This window comes from Gracilibacillus sp. YIM 98692, assembly GCF_010993965.1.
Classification (GTDB): domain Bacteria; phylum Bacillota; class Bacilli; order Bacillales; family Amphibacillaceae; genus Gracilibacillus.
Genome location: NZ_WIXM01000013.1, coordinates 35,968 through 57,212 on the forward strand (window position 1 = coordinate 35,968; position 21,245 = coordinate 57,212).

The following is a 21,245-nucleotide window of genomic DNA, read 5'->3' on the forward strand; positions in this document are numbered from 1 at the left end:
GATAGATAGTTTTTTTCGGTATATAAAATTGGGGGTATGAAGGATGGAGGCAAAATATAAAAAAATTAAACAATCGATTAAATCAAGAATTTTAGAAGGTTTAATCTCACCAAATGAGAAAATAAGCTCCGAAAGTGAATTAATGAGGGAATTTAATGTAAGTCGTCATACGGTGCGACTAGCATTAGGTGAACTAGTAAATGAAGGGTGGCTATACCGTGAACAAGGAGCAGGGACATTTTGTGCGGACAGGTCGAATATAGACAAAAAAAAGTCAGCTGACAAGCCTCATAAAAATATTGCGATTGTGACGACTTATATATCAGAATATATTTTTCCAAGTATTATTCGAGGAGCAGAATCTTACCTAAGCCAGCAAGGTTATCATGTTAGCATATTCAACACACACAATCGATATGAGGAAGAAAAGGATATACTAAGCAAAATATTATTAGGCAATTATGATGGTGTCATCATTGAACCAACGAACAGTGCATCTTCTAATCCTAATTTAAAATATTATCTAAACTTAGAAAAGGAAAATATCCCTTATGTTATGATCAATGCTAGATATGAGGAGTTAGAGCCAATTAGCTTTATGATGAATGATGTACAAGGGGGATTTATTCAAACGAAACACCTAATAGACCAAGGGCATAAAGAAATTGCATGTATGTATAAAACCGATGATGCACAAGGGCAAAAGAGATTAAAAGGATATATCAAAGCCCATCGTGAGCTAAACTTACCTCTTAATCCAAAAAACATTGTCACATATGATACAGAAAATCAACACCAAAAGCCTGTTAACGCATTAAGAAAGTTATTATCTCAAAAAAGTGATAAACTTACAGGACTTGTTTGTTACAATGATCAACTTGTTTTAAGGCTGATGGATTTCTTGAGAAGTGAAGGCATTCAAATACCAAAGGATATCTCTTTAGTCGGATATGATGATTCGATGCTAGCTGAAGTGTCGGAAGTAAAATTAACATCTGTTGCTCATCCTAAAAGTCAACTCGGCTTAGATGCAGCCAAAACAATTATTCAGATGATTAAAAGAAATAATACTATTAACGGTAAGGAAAACTGGTCAAAACTTTATGAACCAGAATTGAAAATAAGACAATCCACTAGTGATTTAAAAAAAGGCGTGGTGATTTAATACGAAAGAAATTAAACACTGTATACAAAGTATACGGTGTTTTTTTATGTGATTTTTAGGATTATCAAAAAACAAAAATAAGATATGGGTTCAAAAATAGGATACATGAAATAACAAGGATAAGCATAAATGAGGGAACTTATACGATCAAAAATGTTATTCTGACACACATTTTTAGAAAAGATGTCTTCCGATTTTTTATTTTGAAATTCTATAAATCTATTGAATCCACTTGACAAACTAACTAATATTTCATAATCTTAGTAATATACGTACAAATTATACAAAAGGGACAATTTTTTATTAAATGTACGTTCGAGTTAAGGGAGTTTCTATGAAAACTCTTTTTATTTAAACTATTTGTAAGCGTTTCATGAAAGTTTTAATTATAATATAACTAAACGCTCAAGGGAAGGGATGAGAGAAATGGGAAAAGAATCAGTAAAAGCAAAGATGGTTGTAGATAAGGAGTTTAAAATTTCCGAAATTGATCCGAGAGTCTATGGATCGTTTATTGAGCATTTAGGGAGAGCGGTGTACGGCGGGATTTATGAGCCAGAGCATCCAAAGGCTGACGAAAAAGGGTTTAGACAAGATGTGTTAGATCTTGTAAGAGAACTGCAAGTGCCGATTGTTCGCTATCCAGGTGGAAACATGGTATCCGCTTATAATTGGGAAGATGGTGTAGGACCGAAAGAAGATAGACCGAGCCGTTTAGAGTTAGCATGGAGAGTGATTGAAACAAACCAAGTTGGTACGAATGAGTTTGTTGATTGGGCAAAGGCAGCTAATACAGATGTCATGATGGCAGTTAACCTCGGAACCAGAGGTATTGATGCAGCACGAAATCTGCTTGAATATTGTAACCATCCTGGCGGAACTTACTGGAGTGATTTGCGAAAGTCACACGGTTATGAAAACCCTCACAATATTAAAACATGGTGTTTAGGAAACGAAATGGATGGACCTTGGCAAGTCGGTCAGAAAACGGCGTATGAATATGGCCGTTTAGCTGCTGAAACAGGAAAAGCAATGCGATTAGTAGATCCAAGCATTGAGCTAGTAAGTTGTGGAAGCTCTAATTCCAATATGCCAACATTCCCGCAATGGGAAGCAGAAACATTAGAGCACACTTATGAAGTAGCCGATTATATTTCCTTGCATCAGTACTATGGCAATCGAAGCGGCGATACAGCTAACTACTTAGCAAAATCGATGGATATGGAGAATTTTATCCAAACGGTTATTGCAACATGTGATTATATTAAAGCGAAGAAACGCAGTAAGAAAAAAATGTATCTAAGCTTTGATGAATGGAATGTGTGGTTCCACTCTAACCAACAAGATAAAGAAATCGAACCTTGGACGGTAGCACCGCCGCAATTAGAGGATGTATACACTTTTGAGGATGCATTACTTGTAGGAAGTATGTTAAACACCATGCTTCGTCACTCTGATCGTGTAAAAATCGCTTGTATGGCACAACTGGTGAACGTCATTGCACCAATCATGACTGAAAACGGTGGCGCTGCTTGGAAACAAACTATTTTCTACCCTTATTTCTATACGTCTGTATATGGAAGAGGAGTTGCATTAAACCCAGTGGTTAGCTCACCTAAATACGATAGTAAAGATTTCACAGATGTTCCATATTTAGACCCTTCTGTTGTATACAATGAAGAGAAAGAAGAGTTAGTTATTTTTGCTACTAACCGTCATCTTGAGAAAACATTAGAAGTAGATATTGATGTACGAGCATTTGAAGGATATGAAGTAACTGAACACGTTGTTTTAGAAAACGAAGATGCAAAAGCGATTAATACAGCAGCCCAAGAAAATGTGAAACCACATACAAATGGAGAATCCTATTTAGATGATGGCAAGTTAGCAGGTGTTTTTCCGAAATTTTCTTGGAATATGATTCGTTTAAACAAAAAGCAGTCGTAACCAATGGGAATTTACCGTCAAATGAAAGGAAGCCATTCATTTGGAACACCATCAATATACACTAACCCACTAAAGCTCCTATTGTCAAAAGGTAACATTATTAAATCTATAAAATTATAATGAGGTGAAAAAATGAGTCAACATAAAGTAGTCGTCAATACGGATGTGAAACAGGGGACGATTAATAAGAATATTTATGGACACTTTGCTGAGCATTTAGGCCGTTGTATTTATGAAGGTTTTTGGGTAGGAGAAGATTCCTCCATCCCAAATACAAATGGAATTCGTAACGATGTGGTAGAAGCATTGAAAAATATTAATATTCCTGTACTACGTTGGCCTGGGGGTTGTTTTGCAGATGAATACCATTGGAAAGACGGTGTGGGGCCAAGAGAAAATCGGAAGCGTATGGTGAACACCCACTGGGGCGGTGTCATCGAGAATAATCACTTTGGTACACATGAATTTATGATGCTATGTGACATGCTAGAGACCGAACCATATATTTGCGGTAACGTTGGAAGCGGTACTATTCAAGAGATGTCCGAATGGGTAGAGTATATGACATTTGACGGGGAATCTCCTATGGCTAATTGGCGCCAAGAAAATGGCAGAGAAGAATCATGGCCACTCACTTATTTCGGAGTTGGGAACGAGAATTGGGGATGTGGCGGTAATATGCGCCCGCAATATTATGCTGATCTATATCGCAGGTTTCAAACATATGTAAGAAACTATGGTGATAACAAGATTTATCGTATTGCAGGGGGTCCAAATGTTGATGATTACAATTGGACAGAAGTATTAATGAGAGAAGCAACTGACTTCATGGATGGCTTAAGTCTGCATTATTACACGATTCCAGGTGATTTCTGGCTAGGAAAAGGATCTGCCACTGATTTCCCTGAAGATGAATGGGCTATTACAATGCAAAAGGCCTACCATATTCAAGAATTAATTGAAAAACACAGTACGATTATGGATAAGTATGACCCAGAAAAACGAGTAGGATTAATTATTGATGAATGGGGCACTTGGTTCGATGTAGAAGAAGGAACAAATCCAGGATTTCTTTATCAACAAAATACGATTCGTGATGCATTAGTTGCTGGTGTATCTTTGAATATTTTTAATGATCATAATGATCGAGTGCAAATGGCAAATATCGCACAAACTATTAATGTGCTTCAGTCCATGATTTTAACAGATGAAGAAAAAATGATCCTAACGCCAACTTATCATGTGTTTGAAATGTATAAGGTACACCAAGATGCCGAAAAAGTTGCGCTTGATTTAGAAACAGATACGTTAAAAGCAGGCGATAAAGAAATGCCGCAAATAACAGCATCTGCATCGCAAAACAAAGAAGGTAAATATCATATCTCACTATGTAACGTAGACAAAGATAACGAAGCAGAAGTCACCATAGATTGGAGAGGTGCAGGTCTAGCCAATGTCAATGGCCGTGTGTTAACGGCAGATGAAATCGATGCTCATAATACATTTGAAAACCCAGATAACATCAAGCCAGTAGAATATCAGGACTTTCAAGTTAACGACAATCAACTAACATTACAATTACCAGCTAAATCAGTAGTAGTATTATCAGTAGAAGAATAACAGATACCTGTCTAAAAAGCCGATAAGTAAGTTATCGGCTTTTTTTAGCAGCCATATGATCTTTAATCGTGCTTCTTGTATGCATAAGTTGTTAAAGATTATACATTGTTGATCAGGGTTTATAAAAGGAGGAGAGGAATTAATGGACTTTTATAAGGAATTGTCCCTATTAATGGAGGAAGAGGGAGTTTCTGATATACCATTGCCAGATATCATGGTAGGGAATAAGTTGAAAAAATTACTAAGTGAAGCTGATATTCAAGTAAAAGTGGTGTTGCTATCCCAAACAGAACATCAACAAGTTGTTGCAGATGAACAAACAATTGTAGAATTATTTTTAGAAACAACGGAAGAAACCGATATACTGATTGCAGCAGGGACAGGAACAATACATGATATCCGTACGTTTTGTAGGATATAAAATGGATGTACCATTTATATCAGTGCCTACAGCAGCATCTGTGGATGGATTTACATCCAAAGGAGCTCCATTAATTCTCAAAGGAACAAAAAAGACGATTCAAACGGCATCACCAATGGCTGTCTTTGCGGACATAGCGATATTGAAGGATGCACCAAAAGAATTAACTGCAGCAGGATTTGGAGACATTATGGGGAAGTATACCTCTTTAGTAGATTGGGAGATTTCTCGTTGGATAGGTGGCGAGCCATATAACGAACGAGCGGATAGAATGACCCGTTATGCACTAGATGTATGTGTAAATAATCTCGAAGATATTGCCGAACGAACGGAGTTTGGTATAGAATGTTTGATCCGTGCTTTAATAGAATCAGGACTTGTTATGCTAATTTTAGATTTTTCTAGACCTGCTTCAGGAGGGGAGCATCATTTATCCCACTATTGGGAAATGGATTTATTACAGAATAGTGCAAAACAACATTTACACGGAGCGAAAGTCGGTGTAACCACGACGATTATTACAGACTTATATAAAAAACTATCGGATGAATGGGATGCTGTAAATAAGAGCCATACAGAATATAAGGGGAAATTGAAAGAGCACTGGTCTAAAATAGAACAAGAAATCCTTGCTATTCCAGAAACAAATAAGTTGAAAGAATACCTTCGTAGAGTTGGAGGTCCTGATTCACCAGCAGCATTAGGAAGGGATTCAAATGTTGTACGTGCTAGTTTAAATGAAGCCTATTTAATACGTGATCGCTGTACTGGTCTAATGCTTCTAAGTAAGCATAAAAGAGGAGATATCTCGTATCCATTTATGAACCAACCATTACCGTTAACCTAATTGATAGATTTATTTTAAGCACCTCTTCTTATTGTGAGAGGTGCTTTTGTTATGTTTTTTGCAAGGATAAATGAATGAGGGATTTTGAAAAGTAAAAGCGAGAAAAAGTAATATAATATCAAAATATAGTTAAAAAATCGTATAAAAGTTTTAGAAAAAGATTGAAAAAAGTTATACAGTTATATATAATAGAATCAACCAATACTTATACGTACGTTTATCATTTTTCTCGTATTTGTATTGAACTTTATTTGAACGATATACAAATCTTAATCGTAACGCGCGTTGTTTGAAAGCGTATTCAGTTGTTAGGTTATTATATAAGGAGGGGTAAAAGTGGCTACTAATCAATCGATAGAAGTAACCAAAAAACGTTCTAATCCTATTATAGGGTTCCTTAATTCCAAAAAGGTTGTACCATATATTTTTGTATCACCTTTTATTATTTCTTTTTTAATATTAACGTTATATCCAGCAATACGTGGTGTGATTATGAGTTTCCAAAGCGTATTGCCTGGACAAGTTGAATTTATTGGATTAACGAATTATGAAAGGGTTTTTAATCCAACATTTTATAAAGCGCTAACAAACACGACTATTTATGTGATACTAACCGTTACGATTTTGACTATTTTACCAATTATTCTGGCTGTCATATTAGATTCACGGTTTGTAAAGTTAAAGACACTATTCCGTGCATCATTATTTATGCCAGCACTAGCATCTACTATTGTAGCTGGTATGATTTTTCGATTAATGTTTGGAGAGACAGATACAGCTGCTGCCAACCAAATACTTAATTGGTTAGGTATGGGATCGGTAGAATGGCGATTTAATGCATGGTCTGGAATGTTCTTGATGGTTATGTTATGTGTTTGGAGATGGCTAGGTGTTAATATATTGTATTTCTTAGCGGCATTACAGAATGTGCCAAGTGAGTTGTATGAAGCAGCGGATATTGATGGGGCATCTCTTTTTCAAAAATTCTGGTATGTGACACTGCCATTCTTAAAACCAGTAACCATTTTTGTTGTAACGATTTCGATTATTAATGGATTTAGAATGTTCGAGGAGAGCTTTGTGTTTTGGGAAGCAGGATCCCCAGGTAATATAGGTTTAACAGTGGTAGGCTATATTTATCAACAAGGTATCCAGCAAAATGACATGGGCTTCGGTGCAGCCATTGGAGTCATATTAATGCTTATTATCTTTGTGATTAGCTTTATTCAGCTGATTTTAACAGGTGCATTTAAGAGAGGTGACGCATAATGAAAAAACAACAAAGCAGTACCTTAAAATGGGTAACAAATATAGGAATGGCTATTGTTTGTTTAACTGCATTGTTCCCAGTTTTAATGTTATTATTATCGTCTTTTCGGCCATCATCAGAATTAATGCGTACAGGAATTAGTTTGAAATTTGATTGGTCCTTATTGAACTTAGATAACTATATCTATATATTCTCTCAAGCGGGTGAATATTGGACGTGGTATATGAATAGTTTAATTATTTCAGCTGTAACCATTGTATTATCGTTGTTTTTTTCCGCAATGGTTGGCTATGCACTTGCTGTGTATGATTTTAAAGGTAAAAACCTTTTCTTTACATTCGTAGTATTTATATTAATGGTTCCATTTGAGATTTTAATGCTGCCACTATTCCAAATGATGATTAATTTCCAATTAGTAAACTCATACCTTGGGGTAATATTACCAATGGTTGTAGCACCAATCGCTGTTTTCTTCTTTAGACAATATGCACTTGGATTACCAGTTCAGCTAATGGATGCAGCAAGAATAGATGGTGCTACTGAGTATGGAATCTATTTCAAAATTATGCTGCCACTAATGGCTCCATCCTTAGGTGCCATGGCTATTTTACAAGGACTTGGAAGTTGGAATAACTTCTTATGGCCATTAATTGTACTTCGTTCCAATGATATGTTTACATTGCCGATTGGCTTGGCAACACTTCTAACACCGTATGGGAACAACTATGATGTTTTAATAGCAGGATCTGTTATGACAGTTATTCCGATTATCATTCTATTTATATTCTTCCAACGCTACTTCGTTGCAGGTTTAACCGTTGGTGGAGTGAAAGGATAAATTTACTTTTAAGTTGTTTTATTTAGGATGTGACACAGATGTTTGGACAACAAATTGTAGAATCATTGGACCGATTTTTAAAAGCAATATTGAAGATTGCTTGGCTGAATGCTCTATGGTTCATATTCTCGAGCATAGGGTTAGTTGTGGCAGGTGCTTTTCCAGCCACAACTGCTGCACTAGGTGTGGCTCGGAAGTGGGTGCAGCAAGAGTATCATATTTCTATTTACGATACTTTTAGGCAAGTTTATAAGCGAGAATTTATTAAATCCAATGTGGTCGGCTGGGTGTTGACACTCATTGCTGGTGTGTTGTTTTTGAATTATTATGCACTCCGCCAGTTAGGAGATCAGATACCAATACTTGTTGTATTTGCCTATTACTTTGTGATTTTCTTATATGGGATCATTGTACTATGGGTCTTTCCGTTAATGAGTCATTATCAAAATACTATTCGCCAATATTTTAAAAATGCTTTAATAATAGGGATTACGAAAATACACTTTACATTAGGTATAGGTTTTTCTGTCTTTTTCATCAGTTATGTGTCACTGGAGTTACCTAGTATGTTACTTTTTTGTACGATTAGTTTCATTGCTATGGCAACCATGTATTTTGCTACTAAAGCGTTTGCGAGTTTTGACACAGGAGATAACTATAATTAATATACGTACAAATAACAAGATTATTAATTAAGTTTAATGAATACATTTAAAGTTATCTAAAATGTTAAATAACTTATTGACAAGTTTGTTATCTAGTGATAATCTTTTATTGAACAACAAGATAGAATTAATGCGAAGCGGTCATAATGAAAGCGATACATTGTACGTACAACAATACTTTGTACCAATTAGTATGTAACTTCGCATAGAGTTGTTTTATTGTTGTAAGCGGTTTCTATTGAAGTGGAAAAATTTAAAAATGGGGGTTTATAGAAATGAAAAAACATAGTTTATTAGCAATCATGTTAGGACTTGTTATGTTAATTCTAGCTGCATGTGGCGGTGGAGGAGATCCCTCCGGGGATGCAGAGGAAGTATCAACGGTTGGCGATGATATTGAAGATGCAACCGAAATTTCTTTATGGACATTTGCTGGTCAACACGTAGATTTTTATGTAGATGCTGCGGAAAATTGGAACGAAGAGAATCCGGATAGACCGATAAAATTAACAGCTGAAACATATCCGTTCGATCAAATGCACAATAACTTATTACTTTCCTTACAATCAGGTGATGGTGCACCGGATATAGCAGATATCGAAATTTCCCGTTTTCCCAACTATCTAGAAGGTGTACCGCAGTTAGAGCCAATGAATGAGTATGTAGAACCAGTACTCGAAAACTTTATTGAGTCACGATTTGACATATATGCACAAGATGGAAACTACTACGGTTTGCCGACACACGTTGGTGCTTCTATGATGTATTATAATACAGAAATCATGGAAGAGGCTGGAGTAGATATTGAATCTATCCAAACATGGGATGACTTTATGGAAGCAGGACAAAAGGTTGTTGACAACACGGATGCCATGATGTTTAACACATTCCCTGGTGACTATCTGCCATATTTCCAAATGGTATCACAGCAAGGATCAGACTTTATTGATGAGAATGATAACATTACTATTAATCGTCAAGAAAATGTCGATGCTCTTCAATTATTAGTAGATATGCAAGAAGCAGAGATTGCTGAGGTTGCTCCTGGCGGTGCTCCACATGCAGAAGAATATTATTCATATTTCAATGATGGCGGTGCAGCAGCAGTATCGATGCCAATTTGGTACATGGGACGTTTTACAGATAATATGCCTGATCTAAAAGGAAAAATGGCCGTACGACCAATGCCTGCATTTGAACAAGGTGGAAACCGTTCAGCTGGTATGGGTGGTACAGGAACAGTTGTCACGAATCAATCTGAAAATACAGAGCTTGCCAAAGAATTTTTAGCATATGCGAAGTTATCAAAAGAGGGTAACGTTAAATTATGGACGATTTTAGGATTTGACCCAGTTCGTCATGATGTATGGGATCACCCAGATGTTCTCGAAGAGAATAAATACTTCGAATATTTTGGGGATGATATCTTTGACGTTTTAACTGAAGTAAAAGACGAAATTAATGCGATAAATGTATCACCATACACGCCAGACGTAGCTACAGAAATTACTACTAATACTTTAAATAATGTATTAAGAGATGGATCACAAACACCACAAGAAGCATTAGACGCTGCGCAAGAGGCGGTAGAATCTCAAATAACAGAATAACGCGGGTAGAAAAGGCTGTTCCATTAAGGGAGCGGCCTTTTTGGTTGAAAAAGCAAATGTTAACGCTTAATATATGGTTAATGATATAGGAAGAGGTGTATTATGATGCGTACATTATATATAGATTGTTTTTCAGGTATAAGTGGAGATATGACCATTGCATCGTTATTGGATTTAGGGCTTGATTTTGATTATCTTAAAGAGCAGTTACAGAAGTTACGTTTAGAGCAAGAGTATGAATTGACATTAAGTAATGTTGTGAAAAATGGGATATCCAGTCTTAAATTTGATGTCCAATTTGAAGAGCATCATCACCACCGTACATATAAAGATATTGTAAAGATGATAGATGATAGTACCTTAAATGACCAAATCAAAAAGCTATCTAAAGAGATGTTTCGAGTAATTGGAGAGGCAGAAGGAAAAATACATGGAGTAGAATTGGATCGAGTCCATTTTCATGAAGTTGGAGCTATAGATTCTATTATTGATATCGTTGGTACTGCTATTTTGATTGATCAACTGCAGTTAGATCAAATTATTTCATCGGCAGTTCCGGTTGGTTCTGGCAACATTCATATAGATCATGGAATTTACCCAGTACCTGCTCCAGCCACGTTAGAAGTGTTAAAGGATGTTCCATTGAAAAACAGTGATGTTCAAGGGGAATTGACCACACCAACGGGGGCAGCCATTATAAAAGTTCTAGCACAAGAAATCAGCAATATTCCAAACATGACCGTACAAGAGGTTGGTTATGGGGCTGGTACTAAAACGTTTGACGATCATCCCAATGTATTACGCACCATGATAGGAACAATATAATAAAAAGGAAATCTACGAGTTTATTAAAAAACCACGGAGAATAATATTTCTCCGTGGTTTTTATATGCTAACCAGTAAAAGTGCTCACTATATTTTTGAAACGAGAAACAAGGCGTCTCTATGATTTTTTAAAAAGGCTGTTTTCTAAAGTAGTACATACTAGTGTAGGAAATATACGTAGACTCCTGCGGGAAAAGCAACAGCTGAAGCGTTGCCCGCGGAAAGCGAAGTATATTTCCAAAGCGGTAACCTAACGCTTCAAATGTATGATAAAACCAAAAAAGAGTACGAAAAGTGCCTTTAAAAAACTCTAAGCTTGTTTACTTTTATATTGTGAACGGTATTTCCCTGGCGTGATACCTTCAAGCTTTCTAAATGATCGAATAAAGTTCTGAGAATTATTGTATTGCAATTGTTCCGCTATATTTTTTACGGACATATCTGTCGTCGTTAACCACTCTTTTGCTTTATTTAATCGATAACGCAATAGATATTCACTAAAAGAGTATCCAGTCTCTTTTTGAAAGATACTGCTTAAATAGTTCGGGTTATAATGTAACTCAGCTGCTATCATATCTAGCGATAAATCTTGATTGAAATGGTCTTGAATAAACCGAATCATTTTATCCGAAATTCGTTTGTTTTTCGAATCATCCCGTGCTTCGACGCTCTCAATAAGAGGTGAAATAATATCATTTAAGAGCCATGATTGGATTTCTTGTAGCGAATGAAAATCTTGATAATGTGTAATCATGTCGGTTGATTCCAGATTCTCAATATCTGCGCCTAATAGTTCTTTTAATTCAAATAGCTCATACAAAAACCTTGATAAAATAACTTCAAGTTGTTGATGGTGAATATCATTTCGATCAATATAATCAAAGAAGCGATTCAATTCATTTATTGCTTCTTCTTTATTACTTAATTTAATAGCATCGAACATTTTGTTTTTAATAGCTGATGGATAAGGCGCGACACTAGAATATTTTCTGTTTAAGTTTTCGTAAAATATAATAGAGGAATCGCCCATTTTTAAGCGGTATTTCAAGGCTTCATTACTTTCTTTAAAAGCTTGTGGAGCCTGATTTAACGCTTCGTAGCGCTTGCTAATACCGATACTGACTGTTAAATGAAAAAGTTCATACACTTTCTGTTGAATTAATTCGACCTTTTGATTGATATAATGCGTATAATTCGCTTCATTATCACTTTCTGTAATAATAATAGTTGATTGTACATCGTTTATGACAACAGGTGTAAATCGTTCAGATGGATCAATGAGATCTTCGATTAAATTATTAATAGCAAATAGAATAAGATCTTGATCACTTTTGTTAAATTTATCTTGATCGATAGCATCAAGCTTTAAGGAAAAGATCGTGATCCATGTCCAATTTTGATTATAATGTAATGATTTGACTTTAAAATCTAATTCGCTATCTCCAACTTTCCCTTGCATTAGACGAATCATAAATAATTGCTTTAATTGTGTCACTTGATTTTGTACACGTTGTTCTAGTCGGTTATTTTGACTAAGCAATTTATTAATATGTGTTTCAATAAGATCAAATTCATTTCCACTAACTGTGGATGAATTTTCCTCAATTGCTTGTTTAAGCTTTTTTACAGGTTTATAAAGCACTTTACTTCCAATAAATGCAAAACAAATAGAAATCAATAAAAGAATGCCAACAATCCATACAGTAATCCAGCCTATAGAGCTAGATCGCATATGCAAATCACTAAGCTTTACAAACGATAGGTAAGTCCAATCGTTGTAAGAAGATGTGTGATACGTTATTTTGTAGGAAGTTCCATTTAAGTCATATTCAAATTGCCCTTCTTCTACACTTCTATCTATTTCTTGATAAAGAGCTTGCGGTATATATCCATCTTCACCGGTATAAGATGTGTTGCTGTGAGCGATTGGCTGATTACGTTCATCTAAAATTAAAAAAGATTCACTATCATTGCTTTGGGCCATAATCTCTGTCAATTCACATGCAGGCACAAACACACTAATCAATCCATAAGGATCGCTTGTAAGCAACGGAAGTTTTTTCACTAAAGTAATATAGTGAGAACAGCTTCGTTTCGTTGCATTTGGTAAGCTGATACGGTCTGCTTCCCCCATAATCCAATTGGACTTTCCTGGTAATTGAAGATAATTCTTATTAATGTCCTCTTGCATACTCCGCGTAACGGTTACTAATCCATCATTGTTTACTAACCAGTTATGATTTAAATTGACAAACACAATATCTTCAATACCTGTCTCCAGTGTTTGTAGATGATTTAAATCCCGTCTAAGCTGATGAAAGTCTGTAAAGGTAGTTGCATTCAAATTAGTATTAAGGATCTGTTGTGTATGAGTAGATCGGACGAAATAGGTAGTAGATAAATCGATATATTGTAATACTTGTTCTACATTTGTTTGTATCTGGTAAATATTTTGCTTTTTTTCATCATTCGAATACTCGACAATTGCTTTAGAAGATTGCCAATAAGACAATGCTCCCGTAATAATAACGGGAACAGTACTAAGAATGATAAGAAAAGCAATTAATTGAAAATAGTGTTTAGCAGAAAACCTTTTCATAGACATACTTCCTTATCATATTATATTCCAAATAATAAATGTAACTAAAAGGATGATGTAGTTACTTGTTCTTGTTGCTCAAGTTGTTCTTGTTGTTTTTTCAACAATTGTTGGAAACCGAGGTGAGCTAAAAACATCACAACGTAAGCGCTAACACTAAAACTGAAAAATAAACCGATCCCAGGATATTTAAAAGACAGAAAGTAAATACCAGCTAATATTGTAAGTGCACAAATAGAATAATGCAGATTAACTGCACCAATAGTGACAGCATAACGGATATATTGCCAAAAGGTTAGTTCAAAATGCACAAAAACAGGTGCAATATACAAGATCAGCATAACGTAGAAAAATGAAGCTATGATAAATAGTCCTAGTAAAATAGGATAAAGTGAACTATTATGCATAAACCCAGTATATTGAAGAAATACAGATAAGAAATAACCTATTACATATACTATTATACCAAAAAGGTTGGCACGAACAAAGTAAACTTTAAATTGCTGGAAAAAAACATCAAATACCTGAAAATCCGTTTCTTTCAGTACCCATTTTCGAACAACGGTAAACATAGCGATTGTTGCAGGCATTAGACCGAAAAATACTAATCCTAATAAAGTAAAAAGCAACCATAATATATTGAGCCAAGCAAACCGTGTTACCCATAAACTGAAACGGTAAAGGTTTGCCCACATGCCTGTCATTTCCATTATATATGCCCCCCATTTTTTGAAATATTGCTATCCATAGGATACCTTTTTCCAATCTTTTAGTAAATATTTAATTAAAGCGTTTTCACTGTATAATCATTATGTGATATGCCTTCACCCCTTGCCATAATAAGGTTTAAATCGATATGATTATTTGAAATAATCATTATATAACAACATGATAAGAGCTGGGTAATAATGATTATTTTGCGAAATTTTCAAAAAATTACGCTTTGTGCGGTAAGCGTTTACATAGTTTCTGAAAAAGTGATTATATACAAATATAAAAGTTTTCCTTACTATTAAAAGTGTACAATTAATCTTGTGCAAACAAAAATATTTTTGGAGGGTGGTTAATTTGAGTCATTTTAAAAAAGTAATCGCATTCATGTTATTTATGCTTCTATTAATAGTAGCAGTAGCATGTAACTCATCTGAAAGTGGAGGAGAAGAAGAAAATCAATCAGATGATAACAATTCTAATTCTAATGAAGAAACAGCGGATTCTGATGGAGGGGAGTCATCAGATGAACCATTTTCATTCTCCTTAATGGCAAATCTTCATACACCTGAAGTACCAGAGGAAAAGGTGTTAGAAGAAATCGAAGGAATTACGAATACAGATGTTGAAATTCAATGGGTTCCAGACAATAACTATGAAGATCGTCTGAACACGGCTTTTGCAACAAACTCATTGCCTGATGCAGTTTTCCTGAAAAATCAAACAACGTTTATTCAGTTCCGTGATGCCATTGAAGATGATCAATTCTGGGAAATCGGTCCGTACTTAGATGAGTTTGAAAACTTACAGAAACTTAAAGATAACGTATTAGATAACACAAGAGTAAATGGAAACTTATATACCTTGTATCAAGGACGTCCTTTATCTAGACAAGGGATGATTTATCGTAAAGACTGGGCAGATAATCTAGGGTTAGAAGCACCAACAACAACAGAGGAATTTATGGAAATGGCACGTGCTTTTACAGAGGATGACCCAGATGGAAATGGGGAAAATGATACATTTGGTGTAACAGATCGTAGTGATTTAATTTACGGTGCATTTAAAACGGTTTCATCTTGGTTCGGTACACCTAACTATTGGGGTGAAAAAGACGGCCAGCTATTACCTGAATTCATGTTCGATGAGTATGTACAAACAATGGATTTCTTTAGAGAAATGCACGAAAATGGCTATATTAACCAAGATTTCCCTGTAACTAGTAAAGTAGATCAACAAGAATTTATTAAAAATGGATCTGCTGGTATTTATGTAGGTTCCATGGGGGATGTTATCAGTCTTTATAATGATGCAGTCGCTATTAATCCAGATGTAGAATATGATGTTCACAATTATGTAGAAGGACCAGATGGTGAATTTGGTGTTTGGGCAATCCCTGGCTTTGGTAACTTAGTTATGTTCCCTAAGAGCTCTGTTGAAACAGAAGAGGACTTAAAGAAAATTTTAGGATTCTTTGACAGTTTAATGGCGCCGGAAGTGGCAAACTTATCTTACTGGGGCTTGGAAGGAGAGCATTACGAAGTAGTAGATGGAAGTGCTAAGGTGACAGACGATCAAGCGAAGTTTGACCGTGAAGTAAAACCTTACCAAGCAATTGGAATTGGTGAACCTGAAACAAATGGCCGTTATGAAGGGTTCTTTGAGTATGAACCAAAAGCGAAATCAGAGGAACTGTTCAAAGATAACGAAAACTATTTAATTGAAGATCCTACTGTTCCGCTTTACTCTGAGACATATGTTCAAGATGGTGCTCGTTTACAGCAAATCATTACTGACGCAACTTATCAATATATTTTAGGTCAAACAGATCTAGAAGGATTTGAGGCAGCAATTGAAGATTGGAAGTCTCAAGGTGGAGAAGACATTATCGAAGAATTTAACGCATCTGAATAAGGATTTGGATTAATGGCAGTTGGGCTCTTAAAATGACTAGATTTTAAGAGCCCATCCCATATCAAGAACAATTAACAAACGAAATGATCATTATGTTATGTTAGTTGCTTCAACTTTTATTCAAATTCTTGATAACGCTTTAACATCAGTCATGTCAGTAACTCGTAAGATAATGATTATTTACGTTATGAAGGGGTTAGCGTACGATGTAATCAAACATAAAAAGACAATTATTTTAAAAAGAAAGGATACTGCTTATGGAAACGACTACTTTAACACCACGGGAAGAAGCAAGACAGTTGAAGAAAATGAAGAAGGCTGAGACGTGGCGAAGAATTAAAAGAAATAAAATGATCTATCTAATGATTCTGCCTGGTTTGCTTTATTTCTTAATCTATAAGTATCTGCCAATGTACGGTTTAATTATCTCTTTTCAAGATTACAAACCTTACAAAGGGATTGCGGGAAGTGAATGGGTAGGATTAGAGCATTTCCACCGATTAGTCACAAGTTCTGAGTTCTGGATGATCTTTAAAAACACATTAGTATTGTTCGGGCTGCAAATTTTCATTTTCTTCCCAATACCTATCATTATTTCATTGATGTTAAATGAAGTGCGTCATACGTTTTTTAAGAAAGGTGTACAGACGTTAATTTATATTCCACACTTTATGTCATGGGTGGTTATCGTCTCGATTTCGTATGTCATGTTAACACTTGATGGCGGTATCATTAACGCTATTATCGAATCATTAGGGTTTGAAAAAATTAATTTTTTACTAAATGATGATTGGTTCCGGCCAATGTATATTCTGCAGGTAATATGGAGAGAAGCTGGTTGGGGAACGATTATCTTCTTGGCAGCAATTACTGCTGTAGATCCACAGTTATATGAGGCTGCAAGAATGGACGGGGCCAACCGTTTCCGTCAAATGTGGCATATCACACTGCCGGCTATCCGTAACGTTATCATCGTTTTGTTAATTTTGAAAATTGGGGATGTTTTAGAACTAGGTTTCGAGCATGTGTACCTATTATTAAATTCCTCGAACCGTAATGTCGCTGAAATTTTTGATACGTATGTATATGTTGCTGGTTTACAACAAGGTCAGTTCAGCTACAGTACCGCAGTTGGTTTCTTTAAAGGGGCTGTCGGTTTGGTAATGGTTGTCTTTGCCAACTGGCTAGCGAAGAGATTTAACGAAGAAGGTATTTATTAATTACAACGAATAGGAGAGGTGAACGAGATGGCAAAACAACAAAGAATTTCGATGGGTAGCAGAGTCTTCGATTTCTTTAATTACTTTTTACTAGCACTGCTTGCCATTATTACGGTTCTTCCCTTTATTCACGTAGTGGGAAGTTCATTTGCAACAAGTGCTGAAATTGCTAGAACAAAGTTTCTATTATTTCCAACAGAATTTTCATTAAATGCCTATAAATATATTTTTTCAACCGATACGATTTTTCGTGCATTAGGTGTATCGATCATTGTTACAGTTGGCGGGACACTTTGGAGTATGTTTTTCTCCACTTTGACTGCATATGGCCTGGCAAGAAGAGATTTAGTGGGACGTCGTGTTATTAACTTTTTAATCGTTTTCACCTTGTTATTTAATGGTGGGATGATCCCAACTTTCTTAGTTGTTCAACAAACAGGGTTATTAAACTCTTTATGGGCACTAGTTGTACCTGTAACCATTAATGCATTTAATATGATTATTTTACGCAGTTTCTTTATGAATTTGCCGCAAGGTTTGGAAGAATCAGCAAAAATTGATGGAGCCAATGATTTTAGTATTCTTTTCCGGATTGTGATCCCGATTTCGTTACCAGCTATCGCAACGATTTCTTTATTCTATGCGGTAACTTATTGGAATACGTATATGCACGCCATCCTTTATCTAAGTGATGCGGACAAATGGCCAGTACAAGTATTGTTAAGACAGATTGTTGTATTAGCAAGTGGTATTAACTATGACGGCCAAGCTTATACGGATGTGCCGCCACCAGAGGTAACCGTTAAAATGGCTACGATTGTTGTTGCAACGGTACCGGTATTATTAGTATATCCGTTCTTGCAGAAATACTTTGCTAAAGGTGCGCTGCTAGGTTCTGTAAAAGGTTAATAGTTTATCGAGAGGAAGTCTGGTAGATGGGATGGAAGGATGAACAAGTAATAGAGTTAGATTCACTTTATCAAGGGCTATTTGATTGGTTATGTAAGCAGCATGATTCTATCAGTGGCGGGTTCTATTATGCAAGGAGCTCTATAGCAGATCCAAATTTAACACCAGACATAGAATCTACTGCTCAGGCTATCAATATCCTCAGGAGGCATCAGTTACTAGAAACATTACCTATGGAAATAAAAAAGGGCTTGATTCGTTTTTTTCAACTAAAACAGGATCCTCGAACAGGGTATTTTTATGATAGTAATCCTTATATGAAAATGGATGAGGTGATGGTGCATAGGGCATTGAATTATGCTTCCAATTCTTTAAAACGAATTGGTTCTAAACCTTTATACCCTATGCCTGTAGATTTAAATGTCGCCCCATCCTACACGAAGTCATTAGCATCGTATAAAAGAAAGTGGGAAAGTATTGATTTAAGTAATAGTTGGAGAGGCTGTGATATCTTGGCCTCTTCAACTGTGTATATGGGACAGTTAGAACCGTCTAAGCAAGAAGCTTACACAAAGGAAATGGCCGCATTTCTAGCAGATCTCCAAGATGAAGAAACCGGTCTTTGGGGAGAAGGATCTTATTATGTAAGGATATCGGGAACATTTAAGCTCCATACTTTTTATCGAAAGTTTCAGATTCCGATGCCAAATCAGGATAAGATTTATCAAAGCATTTTGTACAGCTTAAGGAATGAAAAAGCATTAGACATGTGTTATGTCAGAAATCCAATTGATTTATTGTCCTATTTAGATATACCAATAGATGAAAGTGAATTGCGTGAAATTATGACAATTACGATCCAGAATTTAAGGCGTTTAAAACGAGAGGATGGAGCGTTTTCTAGAGAGGTAGACCATTCACCTAAAGCACCAAATGTAGCCCAAGTGAAGGGGCTGGGGGATTATCCAGATATGCCAACACCTGTCATATTAAGTCATGGTTTATATGAAGGGGATATGAATGCAACGACGCAGGCAACGTTGATTAGAAATCAGCTTCATCGTTTTTTAAACAAAGAACCACGACCTTTAGTAGATCGTGTTTCTTTTTATGAACTATTAAAACAACAAATATAAAGAAAGAAGTGTAACGTTTGATACAATCTGTGAAGTTAGATAAGGAAAAGCGTCTATCGAAGGATGCAATAAATATTCTCATTAATCACGCTATTTTTCAATTTGGTGGATCCTTATCGATTATTTTTGTCAATTTATATCTATGGCGGTTAACCAATAGTTTATGGGTTAATGGCATGTATAATTTAGTCGCACTTCTTGCTCAAGCAGCAACAACAATCATGATTGGAAAGATGTCCAAGAGAAAGGGCAGAACAACGATATATCGTTATGGTATTTTTATGACTGCTCTTTTTTATTTGCTCATTGTCCTGATACGTGAAGACATCGTCACCTATTTTTATTTATTTGCATTACTAAGAGGGTTAGCACAAGGGTTATATTGGGTGGCTTATTTCACGATTGTACATGAAGTATCTTCAGATCAAAATCGCCATCGATACTTAGGCTGGAATCAAATGGTGATGGGATCGAACAACCTTTTAGCACCTGCTCTAGCTGGGTTTGTCATCGGGCTGTTCACAGGGTTAACAGGGTATATGATTGTCTTTTCTATCGCATTTTGTATGTTTTTTATTGCAACGATTAGAAGTTTTCGTTTTAAAAAAGAGTCTATTCGACATCGCAATTACTATATGAAGTATTTGGGACTAATTCTAAAAAAGGAAAAAGCATTTAAAAGTGCTTTAATCGGATGGTTTGTTATTGGGTTTCCGCAAGGGATATTGATGTATATTCCGCCCATTTTAATTTATAGCATTTTCGAAAATGAAGGGGTTGTAGGATACTTGAATGCTGGTTTTTTAGCTGTATCGATCCTTTCCAGTTATGTGATATCAAGATTCGCTAATATTGCACATACCAAAAGATATTTGTGGATTGCGGGTACAGGCTTCCTGTTAGCGGGTAGTTTTTTAACATGGGAAATTGCGATTTGGAGCGTTATTGTATTTATGGTTACCTTAAATATATTTAAACCATTGCAAGCGAATGCTTACGCAGCTTACTACTTCCAATGGATAAACCGAATTCCATTGGGTTCAGAGTTCCGTGTGGAATCAGTCGTTTTAAGAGAAACGATTATCAATATCGGGCGCGGGCTTGGGATTATATCATTTATGGTTTTTTCGGATGGCATTAATACCAATACAGTCGCGTATGTCATTTTATTTGCCATGTTGATTCAATTATTATTACCAATTTTAATTAAAACGAAAGAGGGGAAGAAGTCATAATGAGTATAAATCAATGGGAAAAGGCAGAACCAGGCGTACAGAGAAGAATCCATTCTCCTGGTAAAGAAGTAATGATGATGGAGGTTCTCTTTGAAGAAGGAGCAGAAGGTTCTTCTCATCATCATCCACATGAACAACTAACTTATTGTGTCGAAGGAAAATTAGCTTTTCATGTAAATGGAGAAGAAAAAGTGATCGAAGCAGGAGAATCCTTACATATCCCATCTAATGCGGAACATGGAGTCAAAGCATTAAAGAGAAGTAAAATAATCGATATGTTTACACCACTTCGAGAGGATTTACTAGGTTAGGA

At 35.7% G+C, this 21,245-nt stretch carries 18 protein-coding genes; 16 read left to right on the forward strand and 2 right to left on the reverse strand.

The window, feature by feature from the left end; all coding sequences use genetic code 11:
- Positions 1-43 precede the first annotated feature (43 nt).
- From GHD00_RS12545 to larC, 10 genes are all read left to right on the forward strand, one after another.
- Complete coding sequence (locus GHD00_RS12545) at positions 44-1,165, forward strand: GntR family transcriptional regulator (RefSeq protein ID WP_163538521.1); 1,122 nt, start codon at positions 44-46, stop codon at positions 1,163-1,165.
- A 426-nt stretch (positions 1,166-1,591) separates the two neighbouring features.
- Entirely contained in the window at positions 1,592-3,112 is a 1,521-nt protein-coding gene (arfA, locus tag GHD00_RS12550; RefSeq protein ID WP_205600760.1) for an arabinosylfuranosidase ArfA, read from the forward strand.
- 132 nt (positions 3,113-3,244) lie between these two features.
- Positions 3,245-4,732, forward strand: a complete 1,488-nt coding sequence (locus GHD00_RS12555) for an alpha-N-arabinofuranosidase (protein WP_163538523.1) — start codon at positions 3,245-3,247, stop codon at positions 4,730-4,732.
- 142 nt (positions 4,733-4,874) lie between these two features.
- Positions 4,875-5,153, forward strand: a complete 279-nt coding sequence (locus tag GHD00_RS12560) for a sn-glycerol-1-phosphate dehydrogenase (protein ID WP_163538524.1) — start codon at positions 4,875-4,877, stop codon at positions 5,151-5,153.
- Between the two features lies 1 nt (position 5,154).
- The gene (locus GHD00_RS12565) at positions 5,155-6,000 is read left to right on the forward strand and encodes a sn-glycerol-1-phosphate dehydrogenase (RefSeq protein ID WP_163538525.1); all 846 of its coding nucleotides are present in this window, start codon (positions 5,155-5,157) and stop codon (positions 5,998-6,000) included.
- Between the two features lie 336 nt (positions 6,001-6,336).
- Entirely contained in the window at positions 6,337-7,269 is a 933-nt protein-coding gene (locus GHD00_RS12570) for a carbohydrate ABC transporter permease (protein ID WP_163538526.1), read from the forward strand.
- Complete coding sequence (locus GHD00_RS12575) at positions 7,269-8,108, forward strand: carbohydrate ABC transporter permease (RefSeq protein ID WP_163538527.1); 840 nt, start codon at positions 7,269-7,271, stop codon at positions 8,106-8,108. The genes GHD00_RS12570 and GHD00_RS12575 overlap by 1 nt, the downstream gene beginning before the upstream one ends.
- A 38-nt stretch (positions 8,109-8,146) precedes the next feature.
- Complete coding sequence (locus GHD00_RS12580) at positions 8,147-8,773, forward strand: YesL family protein (RefSeq protein WP_163538528.1); 627 nt, start codon at positions 8,147-8,149, stop codon at positions 8,771-8,773.
- A gap of 275 nt (positions 8,774-9,048) precedes the next feature.
- Positions 9,049-10,383, forward strand: a complete 1,335-nt coding sequence (locus tag GHD00_RS12585) for an ABC transporter substrate-binding protein (RefSeq protein ID WP_163538529.1) — start codon at positions 9,049-9,051, stop codon at positions 10,381-10,383.
- Positions 10,384-10,488: 105 nt separating this feature from the next.
- Complete coding sequence (larC, locus tag GHD00_RS12590) at positions 10,489-11,208, forward strand: nickel pincer cofactor biosynthesis protein LarC (RefSeq protein WP_163538563.1); 720 nt, start codon at positions 10,489-10,491, stop codon at positions 11,206-11,208.
- A gap of 310 nt (positions 11,209-11,518) precedes the next feature.
- Here the strand turns inward: larC and GHD00_RS12595 are convergent, their stop codons facing one another.
- Positions 11,519-13,807: a helix-turn-helix domain-containing protein gene (locus tag GHD00_RS12595; RefSeq protein ID WP_163538530.1), complete on the reverse strand. Its 2,289-nt coding sequence runs from the start codon at positions 13,805-13,807 to the stop codon at positions 11,519-11,521.
- A 44-nt stretch (positions 13,808-13,851) separates the two neighbouring features.
- Positions 13,852-14,517 (reverse strand): YesL family protein, encoded by a 666-nt coding sequence (locus GHD00_RS12600; RefSeq protein ID WP_163538531.1) that lies wholly within the window; start codon positions 14,515-14,517, stop codon positions 13,852-13,854.
- A gap of 388 nt (positions 14,518-14,905) precedes the next feature.
- Here GHD00_RS12600 and GHD00_RS12605 point away from each other — a divergent pair, with 388 nt between their 5' ends.
- From GHD00_RS12605 to GHD00_RS12630, 6 genes are all read left to right on the forward strand, one after another.
- Entirely contained in the window at positions 14,906-16,432 is a 1,527-nt protein-coding gene (locus GHD00_RS12605; protein WP_163538564.1) for an extracellular solute-binding protein, read from the forward strand.
- 308 nt (positions 16,433-16,740) lie between these two features.
- Positions 16,741-17,652, forward strand: coding sequence for an ABC transporter permease (locus GHD00_RS12610; protein WP_240468688.1), 912 nt, complete (start codon positions 16,741-16,743; stop codon positions 17,650-17,652).
- 27 nt (positions 17,653-17,679) lie between these two features.
- A complete protein-coding gene (locus tag GHD00_RS12615) occupies positions 17,680-18,561 on the forward strand; it encodes a carbohydrate ABC transporter permease (protein WP_163538533.1) in 882 nt (293 codons plus the stop codon).
- A gap of 26 nt (positions 18,562-18,587) precedes the next feature.
- Positions 18,588-19,697 (forward strand): hypothetical protein, encoded by a 1,110-nt coding sequence (locus GHD00_RS12620; RefSeq protein ID WP_163538534.1) that lies wholly within the window; start codon positions 18,588-18,590, stop codon positions 19,695-19,697.
- 17 nt (positions 19,698-19,714) lie between these two features.
- Positions 19,715-20,932 (forward strand): MFS transporter, encoded by a 1,218-nt coding sequence (locus GHD00_RS12625; protein WP_163538535.1) that lies wholly within the window; start codon positions 19,715-19,717, stop codon positions 20,930-20,932.
- Positions 20,932-21,243, forward strand: coding sequence for a cupin domain-containing protein (locus GHD00_RS12630; protein ID WP_205600761.1), 312 nt, complete (start codon positions 20,932-20,934; stop codon positions 21,241-21,243). Before GHD00_RS12625 ends, GHD00_RS12630 begins: the two co-directional genes overlap by 1 nt.
- Positions 21,244-21,245: the final 2 nt, after the last annotated feature.

Coding starts and splice junctions, on each gene's coding strand:
- GHD00_RS12545 (WP_163538521.1), top strand. CDS start 44: ATGGAGGCAAAATATAAAAAAATTAAACAATCGATTAAATCAAGAATT.
- arfA (WP_205600760.1), top strand. CDS start 1,592: ATGGGAAAAGAATCAGTAAAAGCAAAGATGGTTGTAGATAAGGAGTTT.
- GHD00_RS12555 (WP_163538523.1), top strand. CDS start 3,245: ATGAGTCAACATAAAGTAGTCGTCAATACGGATGTGAAACAGGGGACG.
- GHD00_RS12560 (WP_163538524.1), top strand. CDS start 4,875: ATGGACTTTTATAAGGAATTGTCCCTATTAATGGAGGAAGAGGGAGTT.
- GHD00_RS12565 (WP_163538525.1), top strand. CDS start 5,155: ATGGATGTACCATTTATATCAGTGCCTACAGCAGCATCTGTGGATGGA.
- GHD00_RS12575 (WP_163538527.1), top strand. CDS start 7,269: ATGAAAAAACAACAAAGCAGTACCTTAAAATGGGTAACAAATATAGGA.
- GHD00_RS12580 (WP_163538528.1), top strand. CDS start 8,147: ATGTTTGGACAACAAATTGTAGAATCATTGGACCGATTTTTAAAAGCA.
- GHD00_RS12585 (WP_163538529.1), top strand. CDS start 9,049: ATGAAAAAACATAGTTTATTAGCAATCATGTTAGGACTTGTTATGTTA.
- larC (WP_163538563.1), top strand. CDS start 10,489: ATGCGTACATTATATATAGATTGTTTTTCAGGTATAAGTGGAGATATG.
- GHD00_RS12595 (WP_163538530.1), bottom strand. CDS start 13,807: ATGAAAAGGTTTTCTGCTAAACACTATTTTCAATTAATTGCTTTTCTT.
- GHD00_RS12600 (WP_163538531.1), bottom strand. CDS start 14,517: ATGGAAATGACAGGCATGTGGGCAAACCTTTACCGTTTCAGTTTATGG.
- GHD00_RS12605 (WP_163538564.1), top strand. CDS start 14,906: ATGTTATTTATGCTTCTATTAATAGTAGCAGTAGCATGTAACTCATCT.
- GHD00_RS12610 (WP_240468688.1), top strand. CDS start 16,741: ATGAAGAAGGCTGAGACGTGGCGAAGAATTAAAAGAAATAAAATGATC.
- GHD00_RS12615 (WP_163538533.1), top strand. CDS start 17,680: ATGGCAAAACAACAAAGAATTTCGATGGGTAGCAGAGTCTTCGATTTC.
- GHD00_RS12620 (WP_163538534.1), top strand. CDS start 18,588: ATGGGATGGAAGGATGAACAAGTAATAGAGTTAGATTCACTTTATCAA.
- GHD00_RS12630 (WP_205600761.1), top strand. CDS start 20,932: ATGAGTATAAATCAATGGGAAAAGGCAGAACCAGGCGTACAGAGAAGA.